The organism is Pelagerythrobacter marinus (assembly GCF_034375205.1).
Taxonomy (GTDB): domain Bacteria; phylum Pseudomonadota; class Alphaproteobacteria; order Sphingomonadales; family Sphingomonadaceae; genus Pelagerythrobacter; species Pelagerythrobacter marinus.
Map to the genome: position 1 here is coordinate 428,899 of NZ_CP139719.1, position 26,808 is coordinate 455,706.

The following is a 26,808-nucleotide window of genomic DNA, read 5'->3' on the forward strand; positions in this document are numbered from 1 at the left end:
CGATGCGAACCTGCCTGCCGATAGCCCTGGCTGCCCTGCTCGCCGCCACCGCCACACAGGCGCAGGAGCAGCGCATCGACGCACCGGCCGGGCGCGCGGGCGAGGCGGCGGCGGCGATCGCGCGGCAGACGGGCACCAGCATCGTCATCGCCGAACCCGACCTTGCGGCCCGCAGCGTGCCGGCGATCCGCGGGCATTACACTGCCGGCGAGGCCGTGCGCCGCCTCGCGCGGGCGATCGGCGCCCGTCCGGTGACCGCGGGCGGGTCCGGGTGGCGCCTCGTCCCCGATCCCCGCCCGGCGCAAGCGCGGCGCACGCCCGCCCGCCCGCCGGCGCGCCGGGCGGCCCCGGTTGCGCAGCCCCCGCCGGGAATCGGCAAGACGCCGATCATCGTCCAGGCCAGCAAGCGCGACATGCGCCTGCGCGACTATGCCGGGCAGATCACGATCCTCGACGGCAGTTCGCTTTCGCTCGGCGGGCCGGTCGGGACGGACCGCATCGCCGACCGCGTCGCCAGCGTCACCTCGACCTATCTCGGCAGCGGGCGCAACAAGCTGTTCATCCGCGGGATCGCCGATTCGAGCTTCACCGGCCCGACCCAGGCGACCGTGGGCCAGTATTTCGGCGACTTGCGGCTCAGCTACAATTCGCCCGACCCCGACCTGCGCCTGTCGGACATGGAGAAAGTGGAAGTTCTGGAGGGACCGCAGGGCACGCTTTATGGTGCCGGGTCGCTGGGCGGTATCATCCGCCTCGTGCCCAATGAGCCGGAGCCGGGCGTCACCAGCCTCTCGGGCGGGATCGGCGGTTCGGCGACGCAGCACGGCGCGCCCGGGGCGGACCTGGGCGCAGTCGCCAACCTGCCGCTCGCGGGCGAGCGGGCGACTCTGCGGCTGGTCTTCGACGCGGAAACGCAGGGCGGCTATATCGACAAGCCCCTGCTGGGCGAAAGCGACGTGAACCGCACGCGGATATACGGCGGGCGGGCCTTCGCCCGGCTCGACGCCGGCGGCGGGTGGACGGTGGACCTGATCGGCCTGGGCCAGCGGACCGAGGGGGCGGACAGCCAGTATGCCGACCGCGAGGGCGAGGACCTGACCCGTTCCGCCCGGGTGACCGAGGGCTTCGACGCCGGGTATGTCCAGGGGCAGCTGGTCGTGACCGGCGAACTCGGCGCGATCCGGCTGCGGTCGTCCACCGGCGTGGTGCACCAGGAGCTGGAGGAACGTTACGACGCGACGCGTCCCGACGATCCGACGCGGCTGTTCGTGCAGCACAACGATTCGCGCATGATCGCGAACGAGACGCGTCTGTGGCAGCCGATGGAGGACCGTTTCGGCTGGGTCCTGGGCGCGAGCTTCACCCATAACCGCACGCGCCTGACGCGCAGCTTCGAGGCGGCCGAGGCGCTGGTGACGAGCACCGGCGTCCGCAACAGCGTGGACGAGGTGACGCTGTATGGCGAGGCCAGCTATCGCCTGCGCGCCGGGCTGGTCGCCACGGCGGGCGGCCGCGTGACCCGGTCCGAACTGGGCGGCGAGGGCGAGGACGTCGATCGCATGCTGGCCCTGATGCGTGCGGAAGTGACGGCGGAGCGGCACGAGACGGTCTTCCTGCCCTCGCTCTCGCTGACCGCGAGCGCGCTGGCCGATACCTCGTTCTACATCAAGTACCAGGAAGGGTTCCGCCCCGGCGGCCTGGCGATCGACGGCGAGTTCGTCCGCCGTTTCCGCAGCGACCGGACCGCGACCTTCGAACTCGGCGCGCGCCATGGGCGGCAGGGATCGGGCCCCTTCGACCTCGCGACCAGCCTCGCCTTCACCCGCTGGCGCGACATCCAGGCCGATTTCATCGACCCGCTGGGCCTGCCGACGACCGCCAATATCGGCGACGGGCAGGTCTGGACGGCGACCGTTTCGGGCGGCGTGGCGGTGGCCCGCGGGCTGCGGCTCGAAGGCGGGCTGTCGTGGAACCACAGCCGGATCGACAGCCCGCGCACCCTGGCCTCCACCGAGATCGGGCAAGTCCCCAACATCGCCCGGGTCAACGCGCGCGCCGGGTTCGATTACCAGCGCCCGCTGGGCGACGGCCTCGTGCTGACGGCGCAGGGCTGGGCCCGCTACGTCGGCAAGTCGCGGCTCGGCATAGGGCCCGAGCTGGGCGAGGAGCAGGGCGACTATCTCGACAGCGCGCTGACCGTGCGCGTCGGGCGCGAACGGATCGGGCTGTCGCTGGGGGTGACCAACATCCTCGACGCGGAGGGCAACCGCTTCGCGCTCGGCACGCCCTTCGAGGTCGGGCGCGAACAGATCACGCCGCTGCGCCCGCGCACGGTCCGGCTGGGGCTGGACCTGGCGTTCTAGCCGCGCCGAACCGGCCGCGCCGAAAAAATCGCCTGCGCGCCAAGGTTCGGGCGGGCCGTCTCCGTCTTGCGGTCGATAACTGACCGGAGGACCCATGAACCGTTACCTGTTCGCGACCACTGCGCTTGCCGCAGTCGCCACGCCGCTCGCCGCCCAGACCGTGATCTCGGACGAACGCACCGAGCCGGTGCGCACGTCGACGATCAAGGACGGATCGCCCGATTCGATCCGCATCGACGAAGACGGCTCGGTCGTGGTCTCGGGGGGCACCGCGGTCACGATGGACAGCGATCACGCGGTCACCAACGAAGGCACGATCGAGATCACCAATGCCGACGGCGCGACCGGCATCGCCGCCGAAGCGGGAACCAGCGGCGACATCGTCAACGCGGGCACGATCACGATCGACGAAACCTATACCGCGGAAGACATCGATAACGACGGCGATCCCGACGGACCGTTTGCCGTCGGCACCGGGCGCGCGGGCATCCGTACCCTGGGCGCCCACACCGGCAATATCGTGAACAGCGGCGAGATCGTGGTCGAGGGCAACCAGTCGGCCGGCATCGTGCTGGGCGGCGCGCTGGCCGGCGATTTCACGCACGACGGCGAAACCACTGTCATCGGCACCGATTCGGTCGGCGTCCGCACGCAGGACATCGACGGCGACGTGCGCCTGGCGGGCAAGGTCACCGTGCGCGGCGAAGGCACCGTGGGCGCGCACTTCGACGGCGACGTCGACGGGGCGATGGTCGTCCAGGGGGAGATTTCGTCCAGCGGCTATCGCTATCCCTCGCCCCCGTCCGACGCGTCCAAGCTCGACGATGACGACATGCTGCAGGGCGGGTCCGCACTCGTCGTCGAAGGCGACGTGACGGGCGGCATCGTCCTTGCCGCGGCGCCGAAGGACAGCGATTCGGGCAACGACGACGAAGACGGCGACGGGATCGACGACGACAAGGAAGGCACGGCCAAGATCGTGTCGGCCGGCGAAGCGCCGGCCATGGTGATCGGTGCCGAGGACCGCGACATCGCGATCGGCCCCGTCGCGGCCAGCGGCAACGATTTCGGCCTGATCATCGAAGGCGAAGTCGGCGGCTCCGGCGTCTATGCCGATATCGACGGCAACGGCCTGGTGATCGGCGGCCGCGGCGGCGCGGTCGATATTGCCAATGGCATGGCCATTTCCGGCACCGTCGCGGCCAAGGCGGTCGGCGCGGCGGAGGCGACCGCGCTGCGGATCGGGGCCGATGCGACCGTGCCCGAGATCCGCAATTCCGGCACGATCAACGCCAGCGCCGGCAAGGAAGAGGAATCGCGCGCGATCGCAGTGGTCGTGGACGAAGGCGGCAATGTCGACACGATCCGCAACAGCGGGACGATCAAGGCTGCCGTCTCGGGCGACGACGGCACCGCGATTGCGATCGTGGACCGCAGCGGCGGCGTTGCGCTGGTGGAAAACAGCGGGGCGATCTCGGCCAGCGGGGCGGACGAGGATTCGGACCGCAACATGGCGATCGACCTCTCGGCCAATACCACCGGCGCGACCGTGCGGCAGACCGAGGTCGCGGCGAACAAGGATGCCCCCTCGATCACCGGCGACGTACTGTTCGGCGGCGGCGACGACAGCTTCGAGATCGCCGACGGCACGGTGGAAGGCAACGTGACTTTCGGTGCAGGCGACAACAGCCTCGCCCTGTCCGGCGACGCGGAGCAGTCCGGCGCGGTCGTGTTCGGCGGCGGCGCCGACACGATGAGCCTGGCCGGCAAGTCGGCGTTCGACGGTTCGGTCGATTTCGGCGGCGGCGCGGACGAACTGACGCTGGCCGGCTCGGCGCGCTTCAGCGGCACGCTGACCAACGCGGCCGGTCTCGCGGTCCGGGTCGATGGCGGCACGCTCGCGCTTTCCCGCCCGACGGCGATCGCCTCGCTCGACATGGCCTCGGGCGCGATCCTCGACGTCACGCTGGACAAGGACGCGGGCGAGGGGACGCTGATCGACGTCGCCGGCACGGCTGCCTTCGACGACGAGGCGAAGCTGCGCTTCCGCCTGGCCGACATCAACGATGCCGAAGGGCGCTATGTCGTCCTGACCGCCGGCGACTTGCAGGTGGGCGACGAACTGACCGGCGACAGCTCGCTGCTGCCGTTCATGTACAAGGCGACGATCGACGCGGACGAGGCGGCCAACGAGCTGGCGGTGGAAATCGGCCGCAAGACCGTGAGCGAACTGGGGCTCAACCGGTCGCAGGCGGCAGCGTACGACGCGATCCTCGATGCCCTGGGCGGCGACGAGGAGATCGCCGGCGTCTTCCTCAACATCACCGAGGGCAATGCCTTCCGCGAAACGGTGACGCTGATGCTGCCCGACCACGCCGGCGGCGCGTTCGAAGGGGTCAGCCTGGGCACCCGCACGATGGCGCGCTTCCTCGCCGATCCGCACGGGCCGATCGAACCGTCATCCAGGATCCACCTGATCTTCGATGCCGGCGGCTGGGGCTCGCAGAAGGACCAGGGCGAAACGGCCGCCTACGACCAGAGCGGCCTCGGCTTCGCCGCCGGTGCCGAGATCGCGACCGGGCTGGGCCGCTTCGGCGGCACGATCACATACCTGTGGAACCGCCACGACACCGGCGACACGAGCGCGGTCCATTCGGGCACTTACGAGGTCGCGGCCCACTGGGTCGGCAAGTGGGGCGGCCTGCAGACTTTCGCCCGGGCCGGCATCGGCATGGTCGATTTCGACGGCACGCGCCACTTCGACGCCAAGCTGGGCGAGGAGGTCGTCTCGCGCGATATCGAGCGCGAATGGGATGGCACCGTCACCAGCTTCATGGCCGGCGCATCGTTCGAAGGGGGCAGCCAGTTCTTCTTCTTCCGCCCGGCGGTAAGCGTCGATTACGTCCGGCTGAAGGAAGACGGATATACCGATACCGGCGGCGAGGGGCTGAACCTGACCGTGGCCGAGCGCACCAGCGACGAGTTCGCCGTGAACGGCGGCCTGACGCTGGGGGTCGATTTCAAGGGCATGCGCGCGCGCGACCGGACGTGGTTCCGGATCGAGGGCGAGGGCGGCTGGCGCGAGATCGTCGGCGGCTCGCTGGGCGACACGACCGCGCATTTCGAAGGTGGGGACCCGTTCACGCTCCAGGCGGAGCAGGGCGCCAACGGCTGGTTCGCCCGCCTGCGTGCGCTCGGCGGCGACGAAGCCTTCACCATCTCGGGTGAAGCCGGTGCCGAGGAACGTCATGATGATGTCGGCTTCACCCTGCGGGGCACGATCCGCATGGGATTCTGAGGCCCCCCCCAGCCCACGTTTGACGTGGGCCGGCCATGCCGTCCGGTCCCCTCCGGCCGGGCGGCATGGCCATCTTTTTTGCCCGGGGACGCCCCCGTTGCCGGGAGCGTCCCTTCTACCGGTACGTCGGACCGGTCAGGCCTGGACCACTTCCTGTTCGATCTTGCCGAAGATCGAATGGCCGGCCTCGTCCTCCATCCAGATCGCGACCTTGTCCCCCGGCGACATGAACGGCGTCTTCGCCTCGCCCTGGGCGATCGTCTCGATCATGCGGATCTCGGCAATGCAGGAATAGCCCTTGCCGCCTTCGGACACCGGCTTGCCCGGATCGCCTTCGGGGCCCTGGTTGGACACTGTGCCCGAGCCGATGATCGCGCCCGCGCCCAGGTTGCGCGTCCTGGCCGCGTGGGCGACCAGCTCTGCCAGGCTGAAGGTCGCGTCCTGGCCGGCATCGGCGCGGCCGAAGGGCTGGCCGTTGTAATCCACCATCAGCGGACGATGAACCACGTTGCCCTGCCAGGCGTCGCCCAGCTCGTCCGGCGTCACCGCGACCGGGCTGAAGGCCGTCGCCGGCTTGGACTGGAAGAAGCCGAAGCCCTTGGCCAGCTCGCCCGGGATCAGCCCGCGCAGCGAAACGTCGTTGACCAGCATCAGCAGCTTGATGTGCCCGGCCGCGTCCTCGGCGGAAACGCCCATCGGGACGTCGTCGACGATGCAGGCGACTTCGCCTTCCATGTCGCAGCCCCACGCGGTGTCCTTCAGCGGGATGTCCGCCCGCGGGGGAAGGAAATCGTCGGAGCCGCCCTGGTACATCAGCGGATCGTGATAGAAGCTCTCGGGCACTTCGGCCCCGCGCGCCTTGCGCACCAGTTCGACGTGATTGATGTAGGCCGAACCGTCCGCCCACTGGTACGCGCGCGGCAGCGGCGAATGGGCGTCGCGCTCGTGGAACCGCTCGCACGGGACCGCCTCGTGCTCCACATCGCGGTAGAGCACTTCGAGCTTGGGCGCGACTTCGGCCCAGTTGTCGAGCGCATATTGCATCGTCGGGGCGATATTGTCGGCCGCGCAGCAGCGGGTGATATCGCGCGAAACGACGACGAGCTTGCCGTCGCGGGTTCCGTCGTTGAGGCTTGCGAGCTTCATGTGTCCTGTCCTTTTTCCGGGTTGTCCGGCTGGTTGTCGGGATGGGCGCGCTGGAAGGGTTCGAGCGCGAGGCACGCCGCCTCGATCCGCTCGATCCGCGGCATGGCCGACAGGTCGAGCGCGAAGCGGCGCGCGTTGTAGATCTGCGGGAGGAGGACGACCTCGAACAGGCCGGGGCCGTCGAACAGGAAATCGCCGGTGCCGAGCTGCTCCAGCCGCGCCTCGACCGGGGCGAAGGTGCGCGAGAGCCAGTGCCGGTACCAGGTATCGACCTGTTCCTGCGAAGCGCCGAAACTGGCCTTCAGGTACTTGAGCACCTGGAGATTGTTCGGCGCGTGCGTTTCGGTCGCGATCGCATAGGCAAGCTCGCGCACGGTGAAACGCCGTTCGGTGTCGGCGGGCAGGAGGGGGCGCTGGGGATAGGCCTCGTCCAGCCATTCCAGCTGCGCCATCGACTGCGCCCGGTCGCGCCCGTCCGCCTCCAGCAGGGGCACGCTGGCGAAGGGGTTGCGTGCCTTGTAGGCATCACCCGCCTGCTCGCCCGCCAGCAGGTTGACCGGCACGTACTCGTAATCGATCCGCTTCAGGTTGAGCGCGATCCGCAGGCGATAGCTGGTCGAGCTGCGATAGTATCCGTGGAGCTTCATCAGAACGCCGCAATCCCCGTGATCGCCCGGCCGAGGATCAGCGCGTGGACATCGTGCGTCCCCTCGTAGGTGTTGACCGTTTCCAGGTTCACCATGTGCCGGATCACCTGGTACTCGTCGGAAATGCCGTTGCCGCCGTGCATGTCGCGCGCGGCGCGGGCGATCTCCAGCGCCTTGCCGACATTGTTGCGCTTGACGATGGAAATCATCTCGGGCGCGAAGCGGCCTTCGTCCATCAGGCGGCCGACGCGCAGGCTGGCCTGGAGGCCGAGGGCGATCTCGCTGGTCATGTTGGCCAGCTTCAGCTGGTAAAGCTGCTTCGAGGCCAGTGGCACGCCGAACTGGTGGCGATCGAGGCCGTACTGGCGCGCCGCCTCGAGGCAGAATTCCGCCGCGCCCATCGCGCCCCAGGAGATCCCGTAGCGCGCGCGGTTGAGGCAGCCGAACGGCCCCTTCAGCCCTTCGACGTCGGGCAGGAGCGCGTCGGCGCCGACCTTCACCTCGTCCATCACCACCATGCCGGTGGTCGATGCGCGCAGGCTCAGCTTCCCTTCGATCTTCGGCGCGGACAGCCCGGCCATGCCCTTTTCCAGCACGAAGCCGCGGATCGCGCCGCCATGGGCCTCGCTCCTGGCCCAGACGACGAAGACGTCGGCGAAGGGGGCGTTGGAAATCCAGGTCTTCGAACCCGACAGCGAATAGCCGTCGCCGTCCTTCTTCGCATATGTCTTCATCGCGCCGGGATCGGAGCCGGCGTCGGGCTCGGTCAGGCCGAAGCAGCCGATCAACTCGCCGCTGGCCAGGCCGGGCAGGTACTTGCGCCGTTGTTCCGGGGTGCCGTAGGCGTGGATCGGGTACATGACGAGGCTCGACTGGACCGAGGCCATCGAGCGATAGCCGGAATCGACCCGTTCGATCTCGCGCGCGATCAGGCCATAGGCGACATAGCCCGCGCCGGCGCCGCCGAATTCCTCGGGGATCGTCGCGCCCAGCAGGCCGGCCCGGCCCATCAGGGGGAAGAGCTCGGGCGCATCGGCCTCTTGCCGAAACGCCTGCTGCACGCGCGGCTGAAGCTCGCCCTGCGCGAAGCCGCGGGCGGCGTCGCGGATCATGCGTTCGTCCTCGCTCAGCTGGCTGTCGAGGTCGAGCGGGTCCTGCCAGTTGAACGGCACCATTCCGGCCATGGTTTCTCCTGTAACTGTCTCCTCACCTTTTGCAGGCTTGGGCAAACACGACAAGCCCGCGCACCTTGCGCGGGCGGCTGCGGCGAGGCTGCGTCGCGGAGAAATCCTTGGGGCGGCGAAAGCACAGGCCGCCGCCTGCCGGCCGCATCAATGGACCGACAGCGCCTCGCGCACCTTGTCCAGCATGACAGTGGGCGGGCAGGGCTTCGCGCAGGCGATGGCCGAGGGGAAGCGCCGACGCACCTCGTCCGGGCTGAACTGGCCCGAGTGGAAGATGACGGGAACGTCCTCCGCCATCAGGGTTTCGGCCAGCTTGAAGCTGTCGCCGTCTTCCAGGCGAACGTCGAGGATGGCGAGGTCGGGGCGCGATTTCTGCACCGCCAGCATGGCGGTCGAAATCTCGGAATGCGGGCCTTCGACCTCGAAGCCGGCTTCCTTCACCGTATCGCACAAGTCGAAGGCGACGATGAATTCGTCTTCGGCGACGAGAATACGAACATGATCAGACATGGCGAACCTGTTGAAATTACGATTACATTTAATCGATTAAATCTCAGACAGGGAAAATGTTCCCGGGATTGCCCGGGAACACGGCTCACAGCTTGCCGAACTTGTCCTCGTAACCGCGCATGTCGCCGGCGGAAAGTAGCCGCGCCTGCTCGACCCAGTTGTCGCGCCGGATGCGGCCCTGGAACCGGCCCAGCTGCGCATCGACGCGGTCGATCTCGGCATCGTCCCACGCCGCGATCTGGGCCAGGCCGGTGACGCCGAGCGAGCGCAGAAGCTCGTCCAGCTTGCGGCCGACGCCCTTGATCCGGGTGAGATCGTCCGCGCCCGCTGCGGTGGTGGTCGCGGTGTCGGGGGTCGCGGTGCCGGCGGGGGCCGCGGGTTTCGCTTCAGGGGCCGGAGCGGGCGGGGGCGGTGCGCTGCTTCCGGCGGCGGGGGCTTCCTCGGCCGCGTCGGGCGCGGCTTTCGCCTGCTGTGCCTCGACCGCGGCGGCGACCGCCGTGCCGGTTCCGGCGACGCCCGGCGGGACCACCGGTGGCTGGGCCGCCGCGGCGGGCGGGGCGTCGATGAGCGCCTGGTTGCGCGCGGCGGGCGCCGCCCCTTCGTCGAGTACGTCCGCCCCGCTGCGATCGACCACGCGGGCGCTGCGCCCGGGCCGGAAGATCCACCAGGCCACGACGATGCCCAGCAAGAGCGCCGCGACGAAAAGCGGCCACCAGGTCTGCACAATCTGCATCATGCGATCATTCTCCCATGTCCCTCGATACCCGGCCCCACAACAGCCAGCCGACCCCCAGGCCGAGAGCATATGTGACCAGCAGCATCACCATCAATTCGAACCAGATTGCCATCAGCGCGCCCCCGGGACATCGACCGGCGCGATTTCCAGCGGCTCGGTCGCGATGACGGAAAACTCGATCCGGCGGTTGGCCGGGTCGGCAGGCGCGAGCCCTTCCACCGGCTCGCTGGAACCGACGCCCCGCGCGCGCAGCCCGTCGCCCGGGATGCCGCGCGCGATCAGCGCCTGGCGAACCGCCTCGGCCCGTTCGCGCGAAAGCGCAAGGTTGCCCGGCTCGGTCCCGGAACTGTCGGTATGGCCGGTGATCGCGATGATGCTGCCCAGGCACGGGCGCAGCGCGGCGGCGACTTCGTCGAGCAATTGCTGGCTCGCCCGGTCGATCGTGCTGCGCGACTGTTCGAACCGCACCGTCCGCGCGCGCAGCAGTGCATCGACGTCTTCCTGGCAATGCATCGGGGTATACTCGATCCCCTCGACCTGGGCCCGCGCCTCGCCGTCGGCCCAGCGCACCCCGCCGATCCCGGGAATCTCCGCGACCGCGCGGGCGACCTCGGCCCGCGTCCCTTCGTCCAGCCCGCCCCGGCTTTCCAGCACCGGGTGGCGCGAGGGCCAGCCCGAAGGCGATGTGAAATGGGCGGTCACGCCGGTCCCGCCGTTCCGGGCGATCGCCGCGGCCGCCTGCCGTTCCAGGCCCGCCTGGATCTCGTGGGCCGACATCGTCGCCCCGGCGAGCGCCATGGCGGCGGTTGCCAGCGCGCCGGCGACAATGGCGATGATCGGGCGAAACGGCATCGTTCCAGTGCCTTAATCACTGCCCGCCGCCGGCGCAATCGCGGCCGTGCCGCGCACCTGCCCGGTCAGGCCTGCGCCTCGCCCCCGGCACCCTCGACATTGCGGCGGAACAGCACGCGGTCTTCCGGGCCGAAGCCCTTGCGCCAGATCACCCAGCCATATGTCAGCAGGATCAGCGGGATGCCGAAGATCAGTTCCGCCCATTCGGGCATTCGCGTGGCCAGGTATCCGACGGCGATCGCCGGCGCGGCCGCCCAGACGAGCGCCCAGCGCCAGTTGTTCACCCGTTCGCCCAGGATGCGCGAGAGGAGCCAGGCCTTGACCAGCGAGGCCACGCCCAGCGCGATCATCAGCGATATCGCGGCCGCAGCCGCCTTGTAGGGTTCGCCGAGGTCCATCCGCTCGACCGCCAGGATCGCGGCCACGGTAAGCGCGCCCTGCAGGGCGATCGTGGCGAGCGAGATGGCGAGGTTGCGCTTGCGCGCGACATAGACCAGCGCCGCTTCCGACACGACGGCGGTGGCCGCGACCACTTCGGCCGCGAGCAGGAACGACAGCGCGCCGGTGCCGCCGACGAAATTGGGCCCGACGAGGCCCATGACCGCTTCCCCCGGAACGCCCAGCGCCAGCGCGATGCCCGCTTGCGCGGCGACGATCCAGAAGCCGACCTGGCACACCTGTTTCGCGATCGCGGGGAGATTGTTCTCCTTCAGGTTGCGGGTGATCACCGGGCCGAGGATCGGCTCGAAGCTGGTCTTGAGCTTCTGCGGCAGGCTCGCGACCTGCTGCGCGACGTAATAGATGCCGACCGCGGCCGGGGCGGCGAAAAGGCCGAGGATGAAGATGTCGAGCCGGCGCGTTCCCCACTCGATCGCGTCGGCCGTCGCCAGCGGGAAGGCGCGGGTGGACATGCGCCACATGTCGGGCAGGTTGGGGCGCCAGCCGCGCGGCAGGCCGTATGTCCGCGCGAAGGGCCAGGCCGCCGCCGCCAGCCCGGCGTAGATCGAGGCGATATAGGCCAGCGACAGGCCCGCCTCGGGAACGAGGAAATAGAATACGCCGGCCATGATCGAGATCGTCCACGGCTCCACGATCGCGCGCGCGCGCACCGTGGTCGCGATGTCATAGCGATAGGCCTGGGCCGCCAGCAGGATCTCGGTCAGGGCATAGGCGGGGATCGCGGTGACGAGGAGCTTGTCGAGCAGGCCGTATTCGCCGGCCGGGAACATCGGGGCCGGCACGAACCACAGGAACACCGCCGCGCCGCAGGAAAGGAGCAGGGCGAGCAGGAGCCCGTCGAACACCAGGTTCGCGGGGCGAATGCCTTCGCCTTCGGACAGGCGCTGCGCCAGGCCGCGCTTCTCCCCCATCGAGCAGACCAGCGCGAGCAGTTCCACGACGACGAGGGCGGAGGCGAAGCGGCCCAGCTCTTCCGCGCCGTAGAGGCGCCCGGCGATGAACAGGAACGGCAGGCGCGCCGCCAGCCGCAGGAGGAAGCCGAAAAAATTGGTTCGTCCGCCCTTGGCCAGCGCGGCGATGTCGCCCTGTTGCGCGGTCTCGCTCACGCCGGGTCGTCCTGCGCCGGGTCCTGCTCGGACCGCAGCGGCCGGGCGAGCAATTCGCTGACGATCTCGCGCGCGGGCGCCCCGCCGAGCAGGCGATAGACCGCCGCGACGATCGGCATGGCGACCCCGTGCCGCATGGCCAGCTCGGTCAGGACGGGGGCAGTATGGGCGCCCTCGGCCACGGTCCGCCGGTCGGCCATCAGGCTCGCGGCCGATTGCCCTTCGCCGAGCGCCTTGCCGAGCGAGAAATTGCGGCTCGAGGTGGACGAACAGGTCAGCACCAGGTCGCCCAGCCCGCACAGGCCGGCGAGCGTTTCCGGCCGCGCGCCGAGCGCTTCGCCGAAGCGGAGCATTTCGGCATAGCCGCGCGCGATCAGGGCCGCGCGCGCGTTCTGGCCCAGCGCCAGCCCGTCGACTACGCCGCAGGCAATGGCGAGCACGTTCTTGACCGCGCCGCCGATCTCCGCGCCGACGAGGTCGTCGGAATAATAGGGGCGGAACGAAGGCCGCGCGATCGCGGGGGCCAGCCGGTCCCACTGCGCCTCACCCCCGCCGCAGGCGAGGGTGACCGCGGTGGGCAGGCCGGCGGCGACCTCGTGGGCGAACGTCGGGCCGGAAAGGACCGCGATCTCGCTGCCCGGCACGGCCTGCGAAGCGACGGCGTTCATCAGGCGCCCTGTGCCCGCCTCGATCCCCTTGCTGCACAGGACGAGATCGCGCGGGGCGGCCTCCAGCCCGCCGAGGACCGCGCCGAGATGCTGCGCCGGGGTCACGGCCAGGATCGTGGCGCAGGCCGCCAGGTCGCCCAGCGCCTCGGTCGCGCGGATCGTCGGGGCCAGTTCGGCCGCGGGAAGGTAGAGCGGGTTGCGGCGGCTTTCGTTGACTTCGCGGACGAGGTCGCTCTCGCGCGCCCAGAGGAGGACGTCGCGCCCGTCGGAGGCCAGCATCTGCGCCAGCGCGGTGCCCCAGGCGCCCGCGCCGACGACGCCGATCGCCCCCTCGCGCGCGCTCATGCCTTGTACCCCGCGCCGCGCACCGGCTCGGCCCCGGGATCGAGCGGCCAGCGCGGGCGGGCCGCGATGTCGAGCGGATCGGACTGGCCGATCCGTTCGCAGCCGGCCCAGGCGATCATCGCCGCGTTATCGGTGCACAGCGCGGGCGGCGGGGCGACGAACCGCAGGCCGCGCCCTTCCGCGAGGTCTTCCAGCGCGCCGCGGATCGCGCGATTGGCCGCGACCCCGCCCGCGACCACGAGCGAGGGCACCGGCTCCATGGCATCGAGCGCCAGCGCCAGGCGATCGACCACGCAATCGAGCGCGGCCTGCTGGAAGCTGGCGGCAATGTCGGCATCGCGGTAGCGGCCGCTTTCGCGGGCCCGCAGCACGGCGCTCTTCAGCCCGGCGAAACTGAAATGGGGTTCGCCGCTGCCGACCAGCGGGCGCGGCAGGGGCACGGCGCGCGGATCGCCCTCGCGGGCCAGCCGCTCTACCGCCGGGCCGCCGGGGAAGCCGAGGCCGAGGATCTTGGCGGTCTTGTCGAACGCTTCCCCAAGGGCATCGTCGATCGTCGTCGCCAGCCGGCGGTAACGGCCCAGGCCCTCGACCCGCAGGATCTGGCAATGCCCGCCCGAAACCAGCAGGAGGGCATAGGGAAACGCCAGCGACGGATCGGCCAGCCGGGGGGAGAGCGCATGCCCTTCGAGGTGGTTGACCGCGATCAGCGGCACCTCGCCGGCCATGGCCAGCGCCTTGGCCGTGACCAGCCCGACCATGACGCCGCCGATCAGCCCGGGGCCGGCGGTCGCCGCGATCGCGTCGAGCTCGTGAAGCTCCAGCCCGCCTTCGCGCATGACCGCCTCGACCATCGGGGCCAGGCGGTCGGCATGGGCGCGCGCGGCGATTTCCGGCACGACGCCGCCGAACGGCGCGTGCTCCGCGTCCTGCGACGCGATGCGCTGCGCCACGATCCGCCTGTCGGTGGTGACGAGGGCGGCCGCGGTCTCGTCGCAGCTCGATTCGATGCCAAGCACGATCCCCATGCCGCTTTCCCTGAACAAATTGGCCCGCTAGGGCAAGCATCGCCCATGACCGACCAGCCAAAGCTTCGCCTCGGAACCCGTCAGTCGCCGCTTGCCATGGCCCAGGCGCGCGAGGCGCGGGCCCGTCTGTGCGCGGCGCACGGGTGGCCCGAAAGCGCGGTCGAGCTCGTTCCCGTGCGCGCCAGCGGCGACAAGGTGCAGGACCGGCCCCTGGCCGAAATCGGCGGCAAGGCGCTGTGGACCAAGGAACTCGACGCCTGGCTGGGCGAGGGGCGGATCGACGGGGCGGTCCATTCGATGAAGGACGTGGAAACGGTGCGGCCGCAAGCCCTGGCGATTGCCGCGATCCTGCCGCGCGCCGACGTGCGCGACGTCCTGGTCGGCGCGGCCAGCCTGGCCGAGATCCCGCGCGGGGCGCGCGTCGGCACCAGCGCGCCGCGCCGGGCGGCGCAGATGCTCCACCACCGGCCCGATTGCGCGGTGGTGACGTTCCGCGGCAATGTCGCCACCCGGCTTGCCCGGCTGGCTTCGGGGGAAGCCGAGGTGACGCTGCTCGCCGCCGCCGGACTGGGCCGCCTGGGCGAAGAAGGGGTGGGCACGCCGCTGCCGGCGACCGACTGGCTGCCGGCACCGGCGCAGGGGGCGATCGGGATCGAGTGCCGCGCGGGCGATGCCGCCGTGCGCGCGCTGCTCGCCGCGGTCGATCACGCCCCTTCGCGGGCAAGCGTGCTGGCCGAACGTGCCTTGCTCGCGGCGCTGGGCGCGACCTGCCACAGCCCGGTCGCCGCGCTGTCGCGGCACGAGGGGGAGGCCATCGTCCTGCGCGCCGTCCTGTTCAGCCCCGACGGCAACGAGCGGGTCGAGGGGGAATGCCGTGTCACGCCCGGCGCGCCGGGCGCTCCCGCCGCGCTCGCTGCCGACCTGCTGGCGCGGGCGACGCCGGGTATCGCCCCGCATTTTGCCGGGCCGCCGGAAGGTTCGGCCACGCCGCGATGAGCCTGCCGGTGGTCGTGATCCGGCCCGAACCGGGCCTGGGCGCGAGCCTTGCCGCCGCCCGCGCTGCGGGCCTGGAGGTACACGGCCATCCGCTCGCACAAGTGGCCCCGGTGGCCTGGGACGCGCCCGAGGCCGCGCGGTTCGACGGCCTCCTGCTCGGCAGCGCGAATGCCGTTCGCCATGCCGGGCCGGCGCTCGCCGGCTGGCGCGGGCGGCCCGCGCACGTCGTCGGCGCGGCGACCGCCGCGACCGCGCGCGAGGCCGGGCTGGCGGTGGACACGGTCGGCACCGGCGGCCTCCAGGCGGTGGTGGAGGGCCTGCGCGAGCGCGCGCCGCTGCGCCTGCTGCGGCTGGCCGGGCGCCGGCACCGCGCGCTGGCGCCGGTCGCCGGGCTGTCGATCGCAACGCGCGTGGTCTACGAGATCGCCCATTGCCCCGTCCCGCCGGAACTGGCCGGGCGGCTGCGCGCGGGCGCGCTCGTCCTGCTGCATTCGGGGGAGGCGGCGCGTCATTTCGCCGCCGAATGCGACCGGCGCGGTATCGACCGCGGCGCGGTCGCCCTGGCCGCCCTGGCGCCGCGGATCGCGGACCTCGCCGGCGGGGGCTGGCGCGCGCTCGGCGTCGCGGCGGAGCCGAGCGATGCCGCGCTGCTGGCATTGGCGCGCGACATGTGCCATTGACCCGCACGGGGCGGCACCTGCAACGAACTGCGGGTAGCAGAACGGATTTCGATGGACAGATACCCGAACCAGACCCGGTCGAGCGGATCACTCAAGCCCATTCTGGCAGTTGCCGCGGCGGCCTTCCTCCTCGGCGCGCTGATCGTCGGCTATTTCGCCTGGCGTTCGGGCGCCGACTTCGGGATGGGTGGCGATCCCCTGCCCGCGCAGCCTGTGGCCGAGCCGATTGCGGCGGCCGGCGATCCCGCGCCGGCGCCGGTCGCCAGCCCGTCGCCCGCGGCGACCGCGGCCGCCGGCGGTGCGGACCAGCGGGTCGAGCAGGTGGCCGAACAGCAAGGCGGGCTCGACCAGCGGCTGGCCGCGGCCGAGCAGCGGCTCGCCCGGCTCGATCTCCAGGCCCAGGCCGCGGCCGGCAATGCCGCGCGCGCCGAAGGGCTGCTGATCGCCTTCGCCACGCGCCGCGCGCTCGATCGCGGGGCCGAACTGGGCTATCTCGCCGACCAGCTGCGGCTGCGCTTCGGCGATGCCAAGCCCAACGCGGTCAACACGATCATCGAGTTTTCGCGCAACCCTGTCACGCTCGACGTGCTCGTCGCGCGGCTGGAAGGGCTGGCGCCGCAACTGACCGAGGCGCGCGATGCCCCGTTGATCGAACGGATCGGCCACGAGTTGAGCGAGCTGTTCGTCATCCGGCGCGAAACCACCCCCTCGCCCCAGCCGCGGCGGCGGATCGAACGTGCGCGGTTCTTCCTCGAGAGCGGGCGGGTGAACAAGGCGATCGAGGAAGTCGGCAAGATGCCCGGCGCCGCCCAGGCGCAGCGGTGGATCGCCGACGCCGAACGCTATGTCGCGGCGCGCCAGGCGCTCGACCTGATCGAGACTTCCGCCGTGCTGGAGCCGCGGCGCCTGCGCGACGGGTCGGGCAACCAGATCGAACAGCCCAGCCCGGCGGAAAATCCCGCCGAGGGGGAATAAGTCACCCGCGCATCAGTTCGGGCACGTCGCCCGAAACGCCGCGCGCCTCGTCCATGAACCAGTGCTTGAGCGCGGGCAGGCGCTGGACGCCCGCCATCCCGGCGCGGCGGACGAGCGAGGCCGTGCGGCCGGGGACGCCGAAAAGGCGGGTCAGCCCGTCGGTGGCGAGCGCAACCATGAACGAATCGAGCCCGCGCCAGCGCTCGTAGCGGGCGAGCATCTGGGCATCGCCCGGCTCCAGGCCGAGGCGCGCGCCTTCGGCCAGGACTTCGACCAGGGCGCCCACGTCGCGCAGGCCGAGGTTGAGGCCCTGCCCGGCGATCGGGTGGATGCCGTGCGCCGAATCGCCGGCCAGGGCCAGGCGGTGCGCGGTGATCCGGGCGGTGTGATGGAAGCCGAGCGGAAACGACGATCGCGGCCCGACCGCACGCACGCCGCCGAGCACGCCGCCCATGCGCTTTTCCACTTCCGCGCGGAAGGCCCGGTCGGACAGCTTGAGCGTGCCGGCGGCGTCCTTCTCGTCCACGGTCCAGACCAGCGCGCTGCGGTGCGCGGCATCGCCGCTGCGCATCGGCAGCAGGGCGAAAGGGCCGGCGGGGTAGAAGATTTCCCATGCCACCCCCCGGTGCGGGTCGGCATGTTCGAGGCCGGCGATGATCGCCCTGTGGCCGTAACGCCAGTTCGCGATCGCCAGCCCGGCGGCCTCGCGCGTGGGCGACATGCGCCCTTCCGCGCCGACCATCAGCGCGGCGCGCAGCGTGCGTCCGTCGGCGAGGCGGGCGGAAACGGCGTGCTCGCCCCTGTCGCGCGCGACCACTTCGGCCCGCGAATGCCAGGCAATCAGCGGTTCCTGCGTCGCCGCCTCGAACAGCGCGAGCCGCAGCGTGCGGTTGGCGAACATCCGGCCCAGCGAACCTTCGTGCGCCTCGGGGCGGAAGTCGATTCGCCCGGGCCTGAGCTGGTCGGTCACCGCGATCGCCTCGATCGGGCAGCCATACGGCTCCAGCGCGGGGGCGAGGCCGATGTTGCGGAACAGGTTCCAGCTCGCGGTCGAGATCGCGCTCGCCCGTCCGTCGAAACCCTCGGCGGTCAGCTCGGCCGGATCGGCGCGATCGACCACGTGGCTCGACAGGCCCTGCCGCGCCGCGGCCAGCGCCAGGGTCATGCCCACCAGGCCGCCGCCCAGGATCAACAGGTCGCGGGTGTCGTCCATCGCCTTCTCGTTGCGGTAATCCTTTCTCCGTCCTAGGGCCATGCGCGTGATCGAGGCAAGGACAATGGGCGGGGCGGGCCGCCGGTTCGCTTGGGCCGTGCTGGCACTGCTGGCCGTGCTGGCCCTGTTCACCCCGGGCCGCGCGGCGGCCCAGCCCGAGATCGGCGACGAGAACATCCGTGCCGCCCTGGCGGCCGAAGGCCCCCCGGTCGCGGGCGGCGAATGGATGCTGGCGCTTCATTTCACCCCCCGGTCGCCCGAATGGCACGGGTACTGGTCGAACCCCGGCGATGCCGGGCTGGGGATGGAGCTCGCCTGGGACCTCCCCCGCGGATGGTCGGCGGGCGAGCCGCAATACCCGGTGCCGCGCCGGCTGGTGATCGGCGGGCTGATGAACCACGTCTACGAAGGGTCCTATGCGGTCCTCGTGCCGATCCGCGTGCCGCGCGGGGCGGACCTGTCGGAGATCGGCCCGATCGGCGTGACGGCCGACTATCTTGCCTGCACCGACAAGCTCTGCGTCCCGCAGCGCGCCGAGCTGACGCTGGACCCGCCGGAGGCCGGCGGCGGCGATCCGCGCTTCGTGCGCTGGCGCGCGGCGATCGCGCCGATGCTCGACAGCCGGGCGAACTTCGCGATCGAGGATCGCCGCCTGCGCATCGGCATCCCCCTGCCTGCCGACATGACCCTGTCCAGCCCGCACCTGTTCATCGAGGAGCGCGAGCTGGGCAAGGGCCGGCGGCCGGCCTACGCGCGCGAGCAGACGTTCTATCGCGACGGCGACCTGCTGGTGGCGGAAGTGCCGCTGGACCAGCTGAACCTGCCGGCGGAAATCGTGCGCGAACCGGCGCCTTCCCGGCTCGACGGCATCCTGGCCTTCTCGCGCGAGGTGGGGGTGCGCTTCACCGCGGTGCCGGGCGCGGTGCCGAGCGCGGGCAAGCCGGTCGCGGTCCAGGAGACGCCGGCGCTCTGGCTGCTGGTCCTGGGTGCGCTGGCGGGCGGCCTGCTGCTCAACGTCATGCCCTGCGTGTTCCCGATCCTGAGCCTCAAGGCGCTGAGCCTGGCGCGGGCGGGGGAGAGCCAGGCCGAGGCGCGGCGCGAAGGGATCGCCTATACCGCCGGCGCCCTGCTCGCCTGCGTCGCGCTGGGCGGCGTGCTGCTCGCGCTGCGTTCGGCCGGCGAGGCGGTCGGCTGGGCGTTCCAGTTGCAGGAACCGGCCGTCGTGATCGCGCTGCTGGCACTGGCGAGCGCGATCACCGCAAATCTTGCCGGGCTGTTCGCCTTGCCTTCGATCGCGCTGACCCGGCGGGGCGAACCGGCCGGTGCCTTCGCGACCGGGCTGCTGGCGGCTTTCGTCGCCACGCCCTGCACGGGCCCGTTCATGGCGGCCGCGCTGGGGGCCGCGCTGGTCCTGCCCCCGCTGGAGGCGCTCGTCCTGTTCGCCGCGCTCGGCCTCGGGCTCGCGCTGCCCTTCCTCGCGATCGGCCTCGTCCCGGCGCTGCGCCGGCTGCTGCCGCGACCCGGCCCGTGGATGGAAACCTTCCGCCGGGTCATGGCCGTGCCGATGGGCCTGACCGCGCTCGCGCTGCTGTGGCTCGCGTTCCGGCTCGGCGGCCCGCAACTGGGCTGGGCCGCCGCGGCGATGGCGGCGATCCTGGTCCTCTTCCTCGCGCTTGCCGGGCGCAGGCAGGGCGCAGGCCGCCAGGCGGGCCTCGCCGCGGCGCTGATGCTGGCGATCGGCGCGATCGCCTTTCTCCCGCGGCTCGCGAGCGAGGAAGTCGAAGCGGCCGAGAGCCTTCTCGATCCCGAGCCTTTCAGCGAAGAGGCGCTGGCGCGCGCGCGGGCCGGCGGACAGCCGGTCTTCGTCTGGTTCACCGCCGACTGGTGCGTCAGCTGCAAGGTCAACGAAAGCGTCGCGATAGAGCGCGAGGCCACGCGCGAGGCCTTCGCCGCCGCGGGCGTCGTGACCTTGCGCGGCGACTGGACCCGGCGCGACCCTGCGATCACGCAGTTCCTTTCCGATCACGGCGCGGCCGGGGTGCCGCTCTACCTGTGGTACGACCCGGGCGAGGAAGGGCGGCAACTGCCGCAGGTCCTGGGGCCGGAGGCGCTCGTCAGCCTGGCTCGGGCGGTACCGGGTCGCCAGGCGCGCGCTGGCCCGCGCACACTTCCACCAGGTGCCGCGGGCGCGGGCTGGGATTGATTTCCACCGTCCCGCCGGCGGGCACCGTCGCCTCGATCCGGCGCGGGCCCGTCAGCACCCCGATGGCCGGGTCGTCGGCCGCGATGTGCCCTTCCCACAGCCACGCGCGCCCGTTCCACGTGGCATCGACCGGGATGCGCGCGGCGTGGCCGTTGCCGACGAGAGCCAGGACCGCCTTCGCCTTCGGGTCTGCGGACACGAACCGGGTCACGCGGATCCGCGCGGCACCGGCCCCCTGTTCGCAGGCGAGGGCGAGCAGCGGCGCCTCGCCCGGCTTGCCGTAGACGAGGCGCCCCGCCTGGCCGGTTTCGGCCCAGAGCGCGCCCTCGACATCGGGCGAAGGAAGCGGGTCGCTGGCGCGGGCGCGCGTTTCGTCCAGCGCGACGCGTTCGACGTAGTCGTCGGTCGCCGGGGGCTTGCAGCCCGCGAGCAGGACCAGGGCGGCGCCAAGGGCCGGCCGGAACGTCACCGCGTCACCGCGCGCGGATGAAGGCCCGGACATCGTCCGACAGCTTGCGCCGATCCTCGTCGCGAATGTACATCATGTGGCCGGAATCGTAATATTGCCACTCGATCCGGTCCTGCGGGAAACCGGTCCGCGTCAGGGCATATTCGGCGGCGAAGAACGGGGTGGCGAAATCGTACCATCCCTGCGCGACGAGGATCCGCATGTCGGCGTTCTCGCGCATCGCCTTGCCGAGGTAAGGCGCGACGTTGAGATAGGCATTGGTGTCGCGCCCGCCGGGCAGGCGCCAGTCCCACGGCCCGACATTGCCGATCGTCACGTAGTCGCGATCGGTGCGATAGCCGATCGTCTCGCGCATGAAGTGATTGATCGCGGCCGCATAGCCGCCGTCGATCCCGTAGAAGCTGGGATCGTTGTCGGGCGTTTCGCCCGCATTGTCGTAGTCGACGCCGGTATAGCGGCTGTCGAGCCGGCCCACCGTCAGCCCGCGGTCGCGCAGCAGTTCCTTGTAGAACCGGCCCGAGGTCACGCGCAGGTCCGCCCGGTCGAGGAAGTCTTCCGAAAGCCCGGTGAAGCGCGCCAGCTGGGCCCGCACCGCGGCGCGTTCGGCGGCATCGGCGTTCTGGCCTTTCAGGAGGAAGGCCGCGTAAGGGCCGATCGCGAACTGGCGGGCTTCCTCGACGAACCCTTCGACCGAGGGGGCGGTTGCCTTGCCGTGGTAGAGCGCGGTCGCCGCCATTGTCGGCAGCGTGGTGATATAGCCCAGCTCCGCGCCCTGGGTCTCCGCCCCGGCACCGAAATCGAGCACGGCGGAAATCAGGATCACGCCGTTGAGCGACACGTCGTTGTATCCCCCCTCCAGCTCGTGCACGACCGCGGCCGAGCGGGTCGTGCCGTAGCTTTCCCCGCCGAGGAACTTGGGGCTGTTCCAGCGGCCGTTGTCGCTGATCCACTTGCGGATCACCGCGGCCACCGACTTGGCGTCCTTGGTCACGCCCCAGTATTCCTCGCCCTTCGTATCGCCGATCGTGTGGCTGAAACCGGTGCCGACCGGGTCGATGAAGACGAGATCGGTGACGTCGAGGATCGAATCCGGGTTGTGCACGATGGGGAAGGGGGGCGCGCCGTCGTCGCGCGCGTCGGACGGGATCGCGACCCGCTGCGGGCCGAAGGCGCCCATCTGCAACCATACCGAGCCGGAGCCGGGGCCGCCGTTGAACAGGAAAGTGACCGGGCGGGCCGGGTCGCGCGGCTCGGCGACGTAGGCGGTCGTGACGATCGCCGCCTTGGGCGTGCCGTCATCGCCCTTCAGCACTTGCTCCTCGACCGTCGCGGTATAGCGCAGGCTGCGCCCGCCGAACGTGCCGGTGAAAGTGCGACTGGCCGAATTGGCCTCGTAGGCTTCGGCCTGCCCGTCGCCGGCTTCCCTGTCTGCGGGTTCGGCCGCCCGGGCGGGTGCCCCGGCAAGCGGGGCGGCGAGCACGGCGAAGAGGGCGAATGCGGGCAGGATACGACGTTTCATGTCCGCCCTATGGCAAACCCGCCGTGCAAGGTAAATCGCCGCTGCCGGTGCGGCCGGGCCCTTTCCCCAGCCGCGCGCGGCGCGTCAGCTGGCCATGCAGCCGCCGACGACCTGCCGAAAGGCCGGGGCCGAGGGCACCTCCAGCGTCCGTTCGCCGCCCACGGTGACCGAGATCGCACCCGTCGCGTCGGCCAGCTGGCCGATGAAGGGGTCGGCGCCCGGCAGGCGGGCGGTGACCGAAGGCATCGGGTCGGGCGAAGATGACGCCGCGAGCGTGCGCGTCTCGCCCCCGGCGGCGACGGTCATCGACGCTTCGCCCTCGGGCAGCAGGACCGAGCGCGAGAGCACGAGCGTGCCGTCTTCGCAGCGGACCGAGAAGGCGGCCTCGCTATCGGGCGGACCGAACAGGGCCGCCGGCGCGCCGGCCATCGTCTTGGTGGTCCAGCCCCCGGGCGCGGCCGTGGGGCCCATGGCGGGGTCGGTGTCGTCGCGCGCGCCCTGCGGCGGAGCGGGCGGCGTCGCGCCATCGCCGGCAGCGATCGGGTCGCTTTCGGCGAGGGTGGTCTCGTCGCCGCGGTCGGCGTCGCCGCACGCGGCAAGGGCCAGGGCCAGCGCAGGGGCGGCCAGGGCGGGAATGACATGTTTCATCGGGCACCTCCTGCACCGGCAACGGTGCGCGCGGGCCAGTCGTTCCGCCTATTTGCCCCACTTGCGCTGGGTCTTGCCGTAACGCAGCTTGCGCGTCCCCGGCTTCCCCTCGTTGCTGCGCCCGACGCGCGGGGCCTTCTTCTCGCTGTCGTCCAGCCCCAGCTCGTCGTTCTCGAGCCGCCTGATCTCGTCGCGCAGCCGGCCGGCTTCCTCGAACTCGAGATCGGCCGCCGCGGCGCGCATCTTCTTCTCCAGGTCCTCGATATAGGCGCGCAGGTTGTGGCCGACGAGGTTGTTACGCCCGTCCTCCGCCTCGAGGCCCACGGTGACGCCGTCCTTCGACGCCGTGTGGGCGACGATATCGGCGATCTCGCGCCGGATCGTCTGCGGGGTAATGCCGTGTTCCTCGTTATAGGCGCGCTGTTTCTCGCGCCGGCGCTCGGTCTCGGCCATTGCCCGTTCCATCGATCCGGTCACGCGATCGGCATAGAGGATCACGCGCCCATCGACGTTGCGCGCGGCGCGGCCGATCGTCTGGATCAGCGAAGTCTCCGAACGCAGGAAGCCTTCCTTGTCGGCATCGAGGATCGCGACCAGCCCGCACTCGGGAATGTCGAGCCCCTCGCGCAGCAGGTTGATCCCCACCAGCACGTCGTAGACGCCGAGGCGCAAGTCGCGGATCAGCTCGATCCGCTCGAGCGTTTCGACGTCGGAGTGCATGTAGCGGACCTTGACGCCCTGTTCGTGCATGAACTCGGTCAGGTCCTCCGCCATGCGCTTGGTCAGCGTGGTCACCAGCGTGCGGTAACCTTTCTGCGCGGTGGCCTTGGCCTCGGCGATGCAATCCTGCACCTGGTCTTCCACCGGGCGGATTTCGACCGGGGGATCGATCAGGCCGGTCGGGCGGATAACCTGTTCGGCGAAGACGCCCCCGGTCTGTTCCATCTCCCACCCGCCGGGCGTGGCCGAGACGGCGATGGTCTGCGGGCGCATCGCGTCCCATTCGTTGAAGCGCAAGGGGCGGTTGTCGATGCAGCTGGGCAGGCGGAACCCGTATTCGGCCAGGGTCAGCTTGCGCCGGTGGTCGCCGCGCGCCATTGCGCCGATCTGCGGCACCGTCTGGTGGCTTTCGTCGACGAACAGCAGCGCATTTTCGGGCAGGTATTCGAACAGGGTCGGCGGCGGTTCGCCCGGCAGGCGCCCGGTCAGGAAGCGGCTGTAGTTCTCGATCCCCGCGCACGAACCGGTGGCGGCGATCATCTCCAGGTCGAAATTGGTCCGCTGTTCCAGCCGCTGGGCTTCGAGCAGGCGGCCTTCCTCGTGCAGTTCCTTCAGCCGCTCGGTCAGTTCGAAGCGGATCGCCTCGCTCGCCTGCTTCATCGTCGGGCCGGGCGTGACGTAGTGCGAGTTGGCATAGACGCGCACCTTGTCGAGCCGGGTGCCCTTGGCACCGGTGAGCGGATCGAACTCGCTGATTTCCTCGATCTCGTCGCCGAAGAAGCTGACCCGCCAGGCCATGTCCTCGTAGTGGCTGGGGAAGATTTCCAGACTGTCGCCCCGCACGCGGAAGTTGCCGCGCGCGAAAGCGGCATCGTTGCGCTTGTACTGCAGGGCCACGAGCTTGCGGATCAGCTCGCGCTGGTCGACCGTCTCGCCTTTCTTGATGTCGAAGATCATGGCCGAGTAAGTCTCGACCGAACCGATGCCGTAGAGGCAGGAAACCGACGCGACGATCACCACGTCGTCCCGCTCCAGCAGGGCGCGCGTGGCAGAGTGGCGCATCCGGTCGATCGCCTCGTTTACCGAGCTTTCCTTCTCGATATAGGTATCCGACCGCGGGACGTAGGCCTCCGGCTGGTAATAGTCGTAATAGCTGACGAAATACTCGACCGCGTTGTTGGGAAAGAAGCTCTTGAACTCGCCATAAAGCTGCGCGGCGAGGATCTTGTTCGGCGCGAGGATCAGCGCCGGGCGCTGCAGTTCCTCGATCACCTTGGCCATCGTGAAGGTCTTGCCCGAACCGGTCACGCCCAGCAGGACCTGGGTCCGCTCCCCTTCCTTCGCGGCCTCGGCAAGTTCGCGGATCGCGGCCGGCTGGTCGCCCGCGGGGCGATAGTCGGACACGAGTTCGAACTTGCGCCCGCCCATGCTCTTTTCGGGGCGCTGCGGCTTGTGCGGGGTGAAGCTGCCCGAAGTGTCCGGCTCTTCGAGGCCCCGGCGGATGACGAGTTCGGCCATGGCGGCGAATATGGGCCTGCATCCCGCCCGCGGCAAGCGGTTGGCAGCGCGCGGCCCGCTTGGTAGCAGTGTCACCGCTCGGGGACATCGAGAGGGAGCGATCGAATGCGTGCGTTTGTCATGATTGCGGGGGGCGCGCTGGCGCTGGCGGCTTGCAGCAGCGAGCCGGACGAACCGAAAACGGCGGAAGAAGTCATCGCGGCGGCCGACAAGCTGACCAAGCCGCGGCCCGGCCTCTATCGCAGTACGGCGGAGATCGTGGAATTCGACATTCCCGGCATCCCGCCCGAACAGGCCGCGCGCATGCGCGAGATGGCGGCCGGCCTGCGCGGGGAAGAGCATACCCAGTGCGTCACGCGCGAACAGGCGGACGAGGGGTTCCGCCGGGTCGTGCGCGACCTGGGCGAGGGCGATCGCGGGGTCAGCTGCGATTTCTCCAGCTTCGAGGCGGACGGAAGCGATCTCGATGCCGCGCTGACCTGCACCGGGCCGGGCGGGGTCAACGCGCAGATGACGATCGACGGCACGGTGGCGCCCGAATCCAGCCGGATGCGGATGGAAATCCGCCAGGAAGCCGCCGCCATCCCCGGCGGCGAGATGCGCATGACGATGGAAGTCGAATCCGAACGGGTCGGCGACTGTCCGTAACGGGCGCAGGTGCGCGGGCCGACCATGAAGCCGGCCACGCGCCGGAACGGGGGCGTTCAGCGGCCGTTAGCCCGAAAAGGGTATAGCGATCGCATGGCCAGTTCTCCCGCCCCGTCCTCTTTCGAGCACTTGCCCAGTTCGCGCGAAGAGCTGCTGGAACGCTGGGAGCTGGCCAGCGAGCCGGCCGCCGATGCGCGCGGCGGGCCGAGGCTGCGATACCTGCTGGGCGAGCTGTCGCACCTGGTCGAGCCGTTTCGCCGGCCTTTCCGCCGGATCGACATTCCCGCCGCCGCGCATGTGCGCACGGTCATGCTCCTGCCCGGCTTCGCGACCCATCCGATCCGCATGCGCTACATGGCCGGCCTGCTCGAACGCGCCGGGCACAAGGTCAAGCGCTGGGGCCTGGGCGTCAATTTCGGGCCGACAGAGGCCAATATCCGCTACCTCGAACGGCGCCTGGTCGAAGTGCACGAACGCTATGGCCGCGACGTCTACCTGGTCGGCTGGAGCCTGGGCGGCCTGTTCGCGCGCGAGATCGCCAAGCGCCACCCCGACCGCGTGGCCAAGGTCATCACCATGGGGTCGCCCTTTTCCGGCAACCCGCGCGCCAACCATGCCTGGCGGGTGTACCAGTTCGTGACCGGCCACCGGGTCGACCAGCCGCCGATCGAAACCGACATCTGCGAGAAACCGCCCGTGCCCACCGTGGCGCTGTGGAGCCCGCGCGACGGGATCGTCAGCCCCCGCAGCGCCTGCGGGCGCGGGTGCGAGCGCGATCGCGCGGTGGCCCTGCGCTGCACGCACATGGGGTTCACCTACGCGCCCGAATCGATCCACGCCGTGTTGCGGGAACTGGACCGGGCCTGAACCTTTCTTTGGG

General features: G+C 70.7%; 22 protein-coding genes. 8 read left to right on the top strand and 14 right to left on the bottom strand.

Annotation, left to right across the window (positions count from 1 at the left end; genetic code table 11):
* Positions 1-2: 2 nt before the first annotated feature.
* Both T8T98_RS01990 and T8T98_RS01995 read left to right on the top strand, forming a co-directional pair.
* Positions 3-2,363, top strand: coding sequence for a TonB-dependent receptor (locus tag T8T98_RS01990; RefSeq protein WP_251104239.1), 2,361 nt, complete (start codon positions 3-5; stop codon positions 2,361-2,363).
* A 94-nt stretch (positions 2,364-2,457) separates the two neighbouring features.
* Entirely contained in the window at positions 2,458-5,661 is a 3,204-nt protein-coding gene (locus tag T8T98_RS01995) for an autotransporter outer membrane beta-barrel domain-containing protein (RefSeq protein ID WP_251104238.1), read from the top strand.
* Between the two features lie 135 nt (positions 5,662-5,796).
* On the opposite strand, the gene T8T98_RS02000 is transcribed toward T8T98_RS01995, so the two are convergent.
* The 9 genes from T8T98_RS02000 to tsaD all read right to left on the bottom strand — a co-directional run bounded on the left by T8T98_RS02000 (position 5,797) and on the right by tsaD (position 14,339).
* Positions 5,797-6,807 carry a fumarylacetoacetate hydrolase family protein gene (locus T8T98_RS02000; protein ID WP_160731973.1) on the bottom strand — a complete coding sequence of 337 codons (1,011 nt, stop codon included), beginning with the start codon at positions 6,805-6,807 and terminating at the stop codon, positions 5,797-5,799.
* Positions 6,804-7,454, bottom strand: coding sequence for a maleylacetoacetate isomerase (gene maiA, locus T8T98_RS02005; protein ID WP_251104237.1), 651 nt, complete (start codon positions 7,452-7,454; stop codon positions 6,804-6,806). Before maiA ends, T8T98_RS02000 begins: the two co-directional genes overlap by 4 nt.
* Positions 7,454-8,638, bottom strand: coding sequence for an acyl-CoA dehydrogenase (locus tag T8T98_RS02010; protein ID WP_251104236.1), 1,185 nt, complete (start codon positions 8,636-8,638; stop codon positions 7,454-7,456). Before T8T98_RS02010 ends, maiA begins: the two co-directional genes overlap by 1 nt.
* 147 nt (positions 8,639-8,785) lie before the next feature.
* Positions 8,786-9,148 carry a response regulator gene (locus T8T98_RS02015; protein ID WP_160731975.1) on the bottom strand — a complete coding sequence of 121 codons (363 nt, stop codon included), beginning with the start codon at positions 9,146-9,148 and terminating at the stop codon, positions 8,786-8,788.
* An 85-nt stretch (positions 9,149-9,233) separates the two neighbouring features.
* Positions 9,234-9,884, bottom strand: coding sequence for a hypothetical protein (locus T8T98_RS02020; protein WP_160731976.1), 651 nt, complete (start codon positions 9,882-9,884; stop codon positions 9,234-9,236).
* A gap of 111 nt (positions 9,885-9,995) precedes the next feature.
* Entirely contained in the window at positions 9,996-10,736 is a 741-nt protein-coding gene (locus T8T98_RS02025; RefSeq protein WP_251104235.1) for an OmpA family protein, read from the bottom strand.
* A gap of 65 nt (positions 10,737-10,801) precedes the next feature.
* The gene (locus T8T98_RS02030) at positions 10,802-12,301 is read right to left on the bottom strand and encodes a lipopolysaccharide biosynthesis protein (protein WP_251104234.1); all 1,500 of its coding nucleotides are present in this window, start codon (positions 12,299-12,301) and stop codon (positions 10,802-10,804) included.
* Positions 12,298-13,314: an NAD(P)H-dependent glycerol-3-phosphate dehydrogenase gene (locus T8T98_RS02035; RefSeq protein WP_251104233.1), complete on the bottom strand. Its 1,017-nt coding sequence runs from the start codon at positions 13,312-13,314 to the stop codon at positions 12,298-12,300. The genes T8T98_RS02030 and T8T98_RS02035 overlap by 4 nt, the downstream gene beginning before the upstream one ends.
* Positions 13,311-14,339, bottom strand: coding sequence for a tRNA (adenosine(37)-N6)-threonylcarbamoyltransferase complex transferase subunit TsaD (tsaD, locus tag T8T98_RS02040; RefSeq protein WP_251104232.1), 1,029 nt, complete (start codon positions 14,337-14,339; stop codon positions 13,311-13,313). The genes T8T98_RS02035 and tsaD overlap by 4 nt, the downstream gene beginning before the upstream one ends.
* 45 nt (positions 14,340-14,384) lie before the next feature.
* On the opposite strand from tsaD, the gene hemC reads away from it, so the two are divergent.
* From hemC to T8T98_RS02055, 3 genes are read left to right on the top strand one after another with little or no spacing between them, the layout of a single operon-like run.
* Positions 14,385-15,335: a hydroxymethylbilane synthase gene (gene hemC / locus T8T98_RS02045; RefSeq protein WP_251104231.1), complete on the top strand. Its 951-nt coding sequence runs from the start codon at positions 14,385-14,387 to the stop codon at positions 15,333-15,335.
* On the top strand, positions 15,332-16,015 hold the full coding sequence (locus T8T98_RS02050) for a uroporphyrinogen-III synthase (protein ID WP_251104230.1): 684 nt from the start codon (positions 15,332-15,334) through the stop codon (positions 16,013-16,015). Before hemC ends, T8T98_RS02050 begins: the two co-directional genes overlap by 4 nt.
* A gap of 51 nt (positions 16,016-16,066) precedes the next feature.
* The gene (locus T8T98_RS02055; RefSeq protein ID WP_251104229.1) at positions 16,067-16,990 is read left to right on the top strand and encodes an MICOS complex subunit MIC60; all 924 of its coding nucleotides are present in this window, start codon (positions 16,067-16,069) and stop codon (positions 16,988-16,990) included.
* A gap of 1 nt (position 16,991) precedes the next feature.
* Here T8T98_RS02055 and T8T98_RS02060 read toward each other — a convergent pair whose 3' ends face one another.
* On the bottom strand, positions 16,992-18,245 hold the full coding sequence (locus T8T98_RS02060; RefSeq protein WP_251104228.1) for an FAD-dependent monooxygenase: 1,254 nt from the start codon (positions 18,243-18,245) through the stop codon (positions 16,992-16,994).
* Here T8T98_RS02060 and T8T98_RS02065 point away from each other — a divergent pair.
* Positions 18,244-20,406 (top strand): protein-disulfide reductase DsbD family protein, encoded by a 2,163-nt coding sequence (locus T8T98_RS02065; RefSeq protein ID WP_251104227.1) that lies wholly within the window; start codon positions 18,244-18,246, stop codon positions 20,404-20,406. The two genes, T8T98_RS02060 and T8T98_RS02065, sit on opposite strands and share 2 nt — an antisense overlap.
* Here the strand turns inward: T8T98_RS02065 and T8T98_RS02070 are convergent.
* The 4 genes from T8T98_RS02070 to uvrB all read right to left on the bottom strand — a co-directional run bounded on the left by T8T98_RS02070 (position 20,318) and on the right by uvrB (position 25,280).
* Positions 20,318-20,908 (bottom strand): hypothetical protein, encoded by a 591-nt coding sequence (locus tag T8T98_RS02070; protein WP_160731983.1) that lies wholly within the window; start codon positions 20,906-20,908, stop codon positions 20,318-20,320. The two genes, T8T98_RS02065 and T8T98_RS02070, sit on opposite strands and share 89 nt — an antisense overlap.
* A complete protein-coding gene (locus T8T98_RS02075) occupies positions 20,880-22,394 on the bottom strand; it encodes a S10 family peptidase (protein WP_251104226.1) in 1,515 nt (504 codons plus the stop codon). Before T8T98_RS02075 ends, T8T98_RS02070 begins: the two co-directional genes overlap by 29 nt.
* Before the next feature lie 84 nt (positions 22,395-22,478).
* Complete coding sequence (locus tag T8T98_RS02080) at positions 22,479-23,042, bottom strand: hypothetical protein (protein WP_251104225.1); 564 nt, start codon at positions 23,040-23,042, stop codon at positions 22,479-22,481.
* Between the two features lie 48 nt (positions 23,043-23,090).
* Positions 23,091-25,280, bottom strand: coding sequence for an excinuclease ABC subunit UvrB (uvrB, locus tag T8T98_RS02085; RefSeq protein ID WP_160731986.1), 2,190 nt, complete (start codon positions 25,278-25,280; stop codon positions 23,091-23,093).
* 105 nt (positions 25,281-25,385) lie between these two features.
* On the opposite strand from uvrB, the gene T8T98_RS02090 reads away from it, so the two are divergent.
* Positions 25,386-25,928 (top strand): DUF3617 domain-containing protein, encoded by a 543-nt coding sequence (locus T8T98_RS02090; protein WP_160731987.1) that lies wholly within the window; start codon positions 25,386-25,388, stop codon positions 25,926-25,928.
* A 93-nt stretch (positions 25,929-26,021) separates the two neighbouring features.
* Entirely contained in the window at positions 26,022-26,795 is a 774-nt protein-coding gene (locus tag T8T98_RS02095; RefSeq protein WP_251104224.1) for an esterase/lipase family protein, read from the top strand.
* The last annotated feature ends 13 nt before the right edge of the window (positions 26,796-26,808 follow it).

Bases quoted from the DNA above. Each gene is read 5' to 3' on its own strand.
- tsaD (WP_251104232.1), bottom strand. From the start codon at position 14,339: ATGGGGATCGTGCTTGGCATCGAATCGAGCTGCGACGAGACCGCGGCC.
- T8T98_RS02015 (WP_160731975.1), bottom strand. From the start codon at position 9,148: ATGTCTGATCATGTTCGTATTCTCGTCGCCGAAGACGAATTCATCGTC.
- T8T98_RS02035 (WP_251104233.1), bottom strand. From the start codon at position 13,314: ATGAGCGCGCGCGAGGGGGCGATCGGCGTCGTCGGCGCGGGCGCCTGG.
- T8T98_RS02080 (WP_251104225.1), bottom strand. From the start codon at position 23,042: ATGAAACATGTCATTCCCGCCCTGGCCGCCCCTGCGCTGGCCCTGGCC.
- T8T98_RS02060 (WP_251104228.1), bottom strand. From the start codon at position 18,245: ATGGCCCTAGGACGGAGAAAGGATTACCGCAACGAGAAGGCGATGGAC.
- T8T98_RS02095 (WP_251104224.1), top strand. From the start codon at position 26,022: ATGGCCAGTTCTCCCGCCCCGTCCTCTTTCGAGCACTTGCCCAGTTCG.
- T8T98_RS01995 (WP_251104238.1), top strand. From the start codon at position 2,458: ATGAACCGTTACCTGTTCGCGACCACTGCGCTTGCCGCAGTCGCCACG.
- T8T98_RS02025 (WP_251104235.1), bottom strand. From the start codon at position 10,736: ATGCCGTTTCGCCCGATCATCGCCATTGTCGCCGGCGCGCTGGCAACC.
- hemC (WP_251104231.1), top strand. From the start codon at position 14,385: ATGACCGACCAGCCAAAGCTTCGCCTCGGAACCCGTCAGTCGCCGCTT.
- T8T98_RS02070 (WP_160731983.1), bottom strand. From the start codon at position 20,908: ATGTCCGGGCCTTCATCCGCGCGCGGTGACGCGGTGACGTTCCGGCCG.
- T8T98_RS02075 (WP_251104226.1), bottom strand. From the start codon at position 22,394: ATGAAACGTCGTATCCTGCCCGCATTCGCCCTCTTCGCCGTGCTCGCC.
- T8T98_RS02055 (WP_251104229.1), top strand. From the start codon at position 16,067: ATGGACAGATACCCGAACCAGACCCGGTCGAGCGGATCACTCAAGCCC.
- T8T98_RS02020 (WP_160731976.1), bottom strand. From the start codon at position 9,884: ATGATGCAGATTGTGCAGACCTGGTGGCCGCTTTTCGTCGCGGCGCTC.
- T8T98_RS02000 (WP_160731973.1), bottom strand. From the start codon at position 6,807: ATGAAGCTCGCAAGCCTCAACGACGGAACCCGCGACGGCAAGCTCGTC.
- T8T98_RS02090 (WP_160731987.1), top strand. From the start codon at position 25,386: ATGCGTGCGTTTGTCATGATTGCGGGGGGCGCGCTGGCGCTGGCGGCT.
- maiA (WP_251104237.1), bottom strand. From the start codon at position 7,454: ATGAAGCTCCACGGATACTATCGCAGCTCGACCAGCTATCGCCTGCGG.
- T8T98_RS02050 (WP_251104230.1), top strand. From the start codon at position 15,332: ATGAGCCTGCCGGTGGTCGTGATCCGGCCCGAACCGGGCCTGGGCGCG.
- T8T98_RS02065 (WP_251104227.1), top strand. From the start codon at position 18,244: ATGCGCGTGATCGAGGCAAGGACAATGGGCGGGGCGGGCCGCCGGTTC.
- T8T98_RS01990 (WP_251104239.1), top strand. From the start codon at position 3: ATGCGAACCTGCCTGCCGATAGCCCTGGCTGCCCTGCTCGCCGCCACC.
- uvrB (WP_160731986.1), bottom strand. From the start codon at position 25,280: ATGGCCGAACTCGTCATCCGCCGGGGCCTCGAAGAGCCGGACACTTCG.
- T8T98_RS02010 (WP_251104236.1), bottom strand. From the start codon at position 8,638: ATGGCCGGAATGGTGCCGTTCAACTGGCAGGACCCGCTCGACCTCGAC.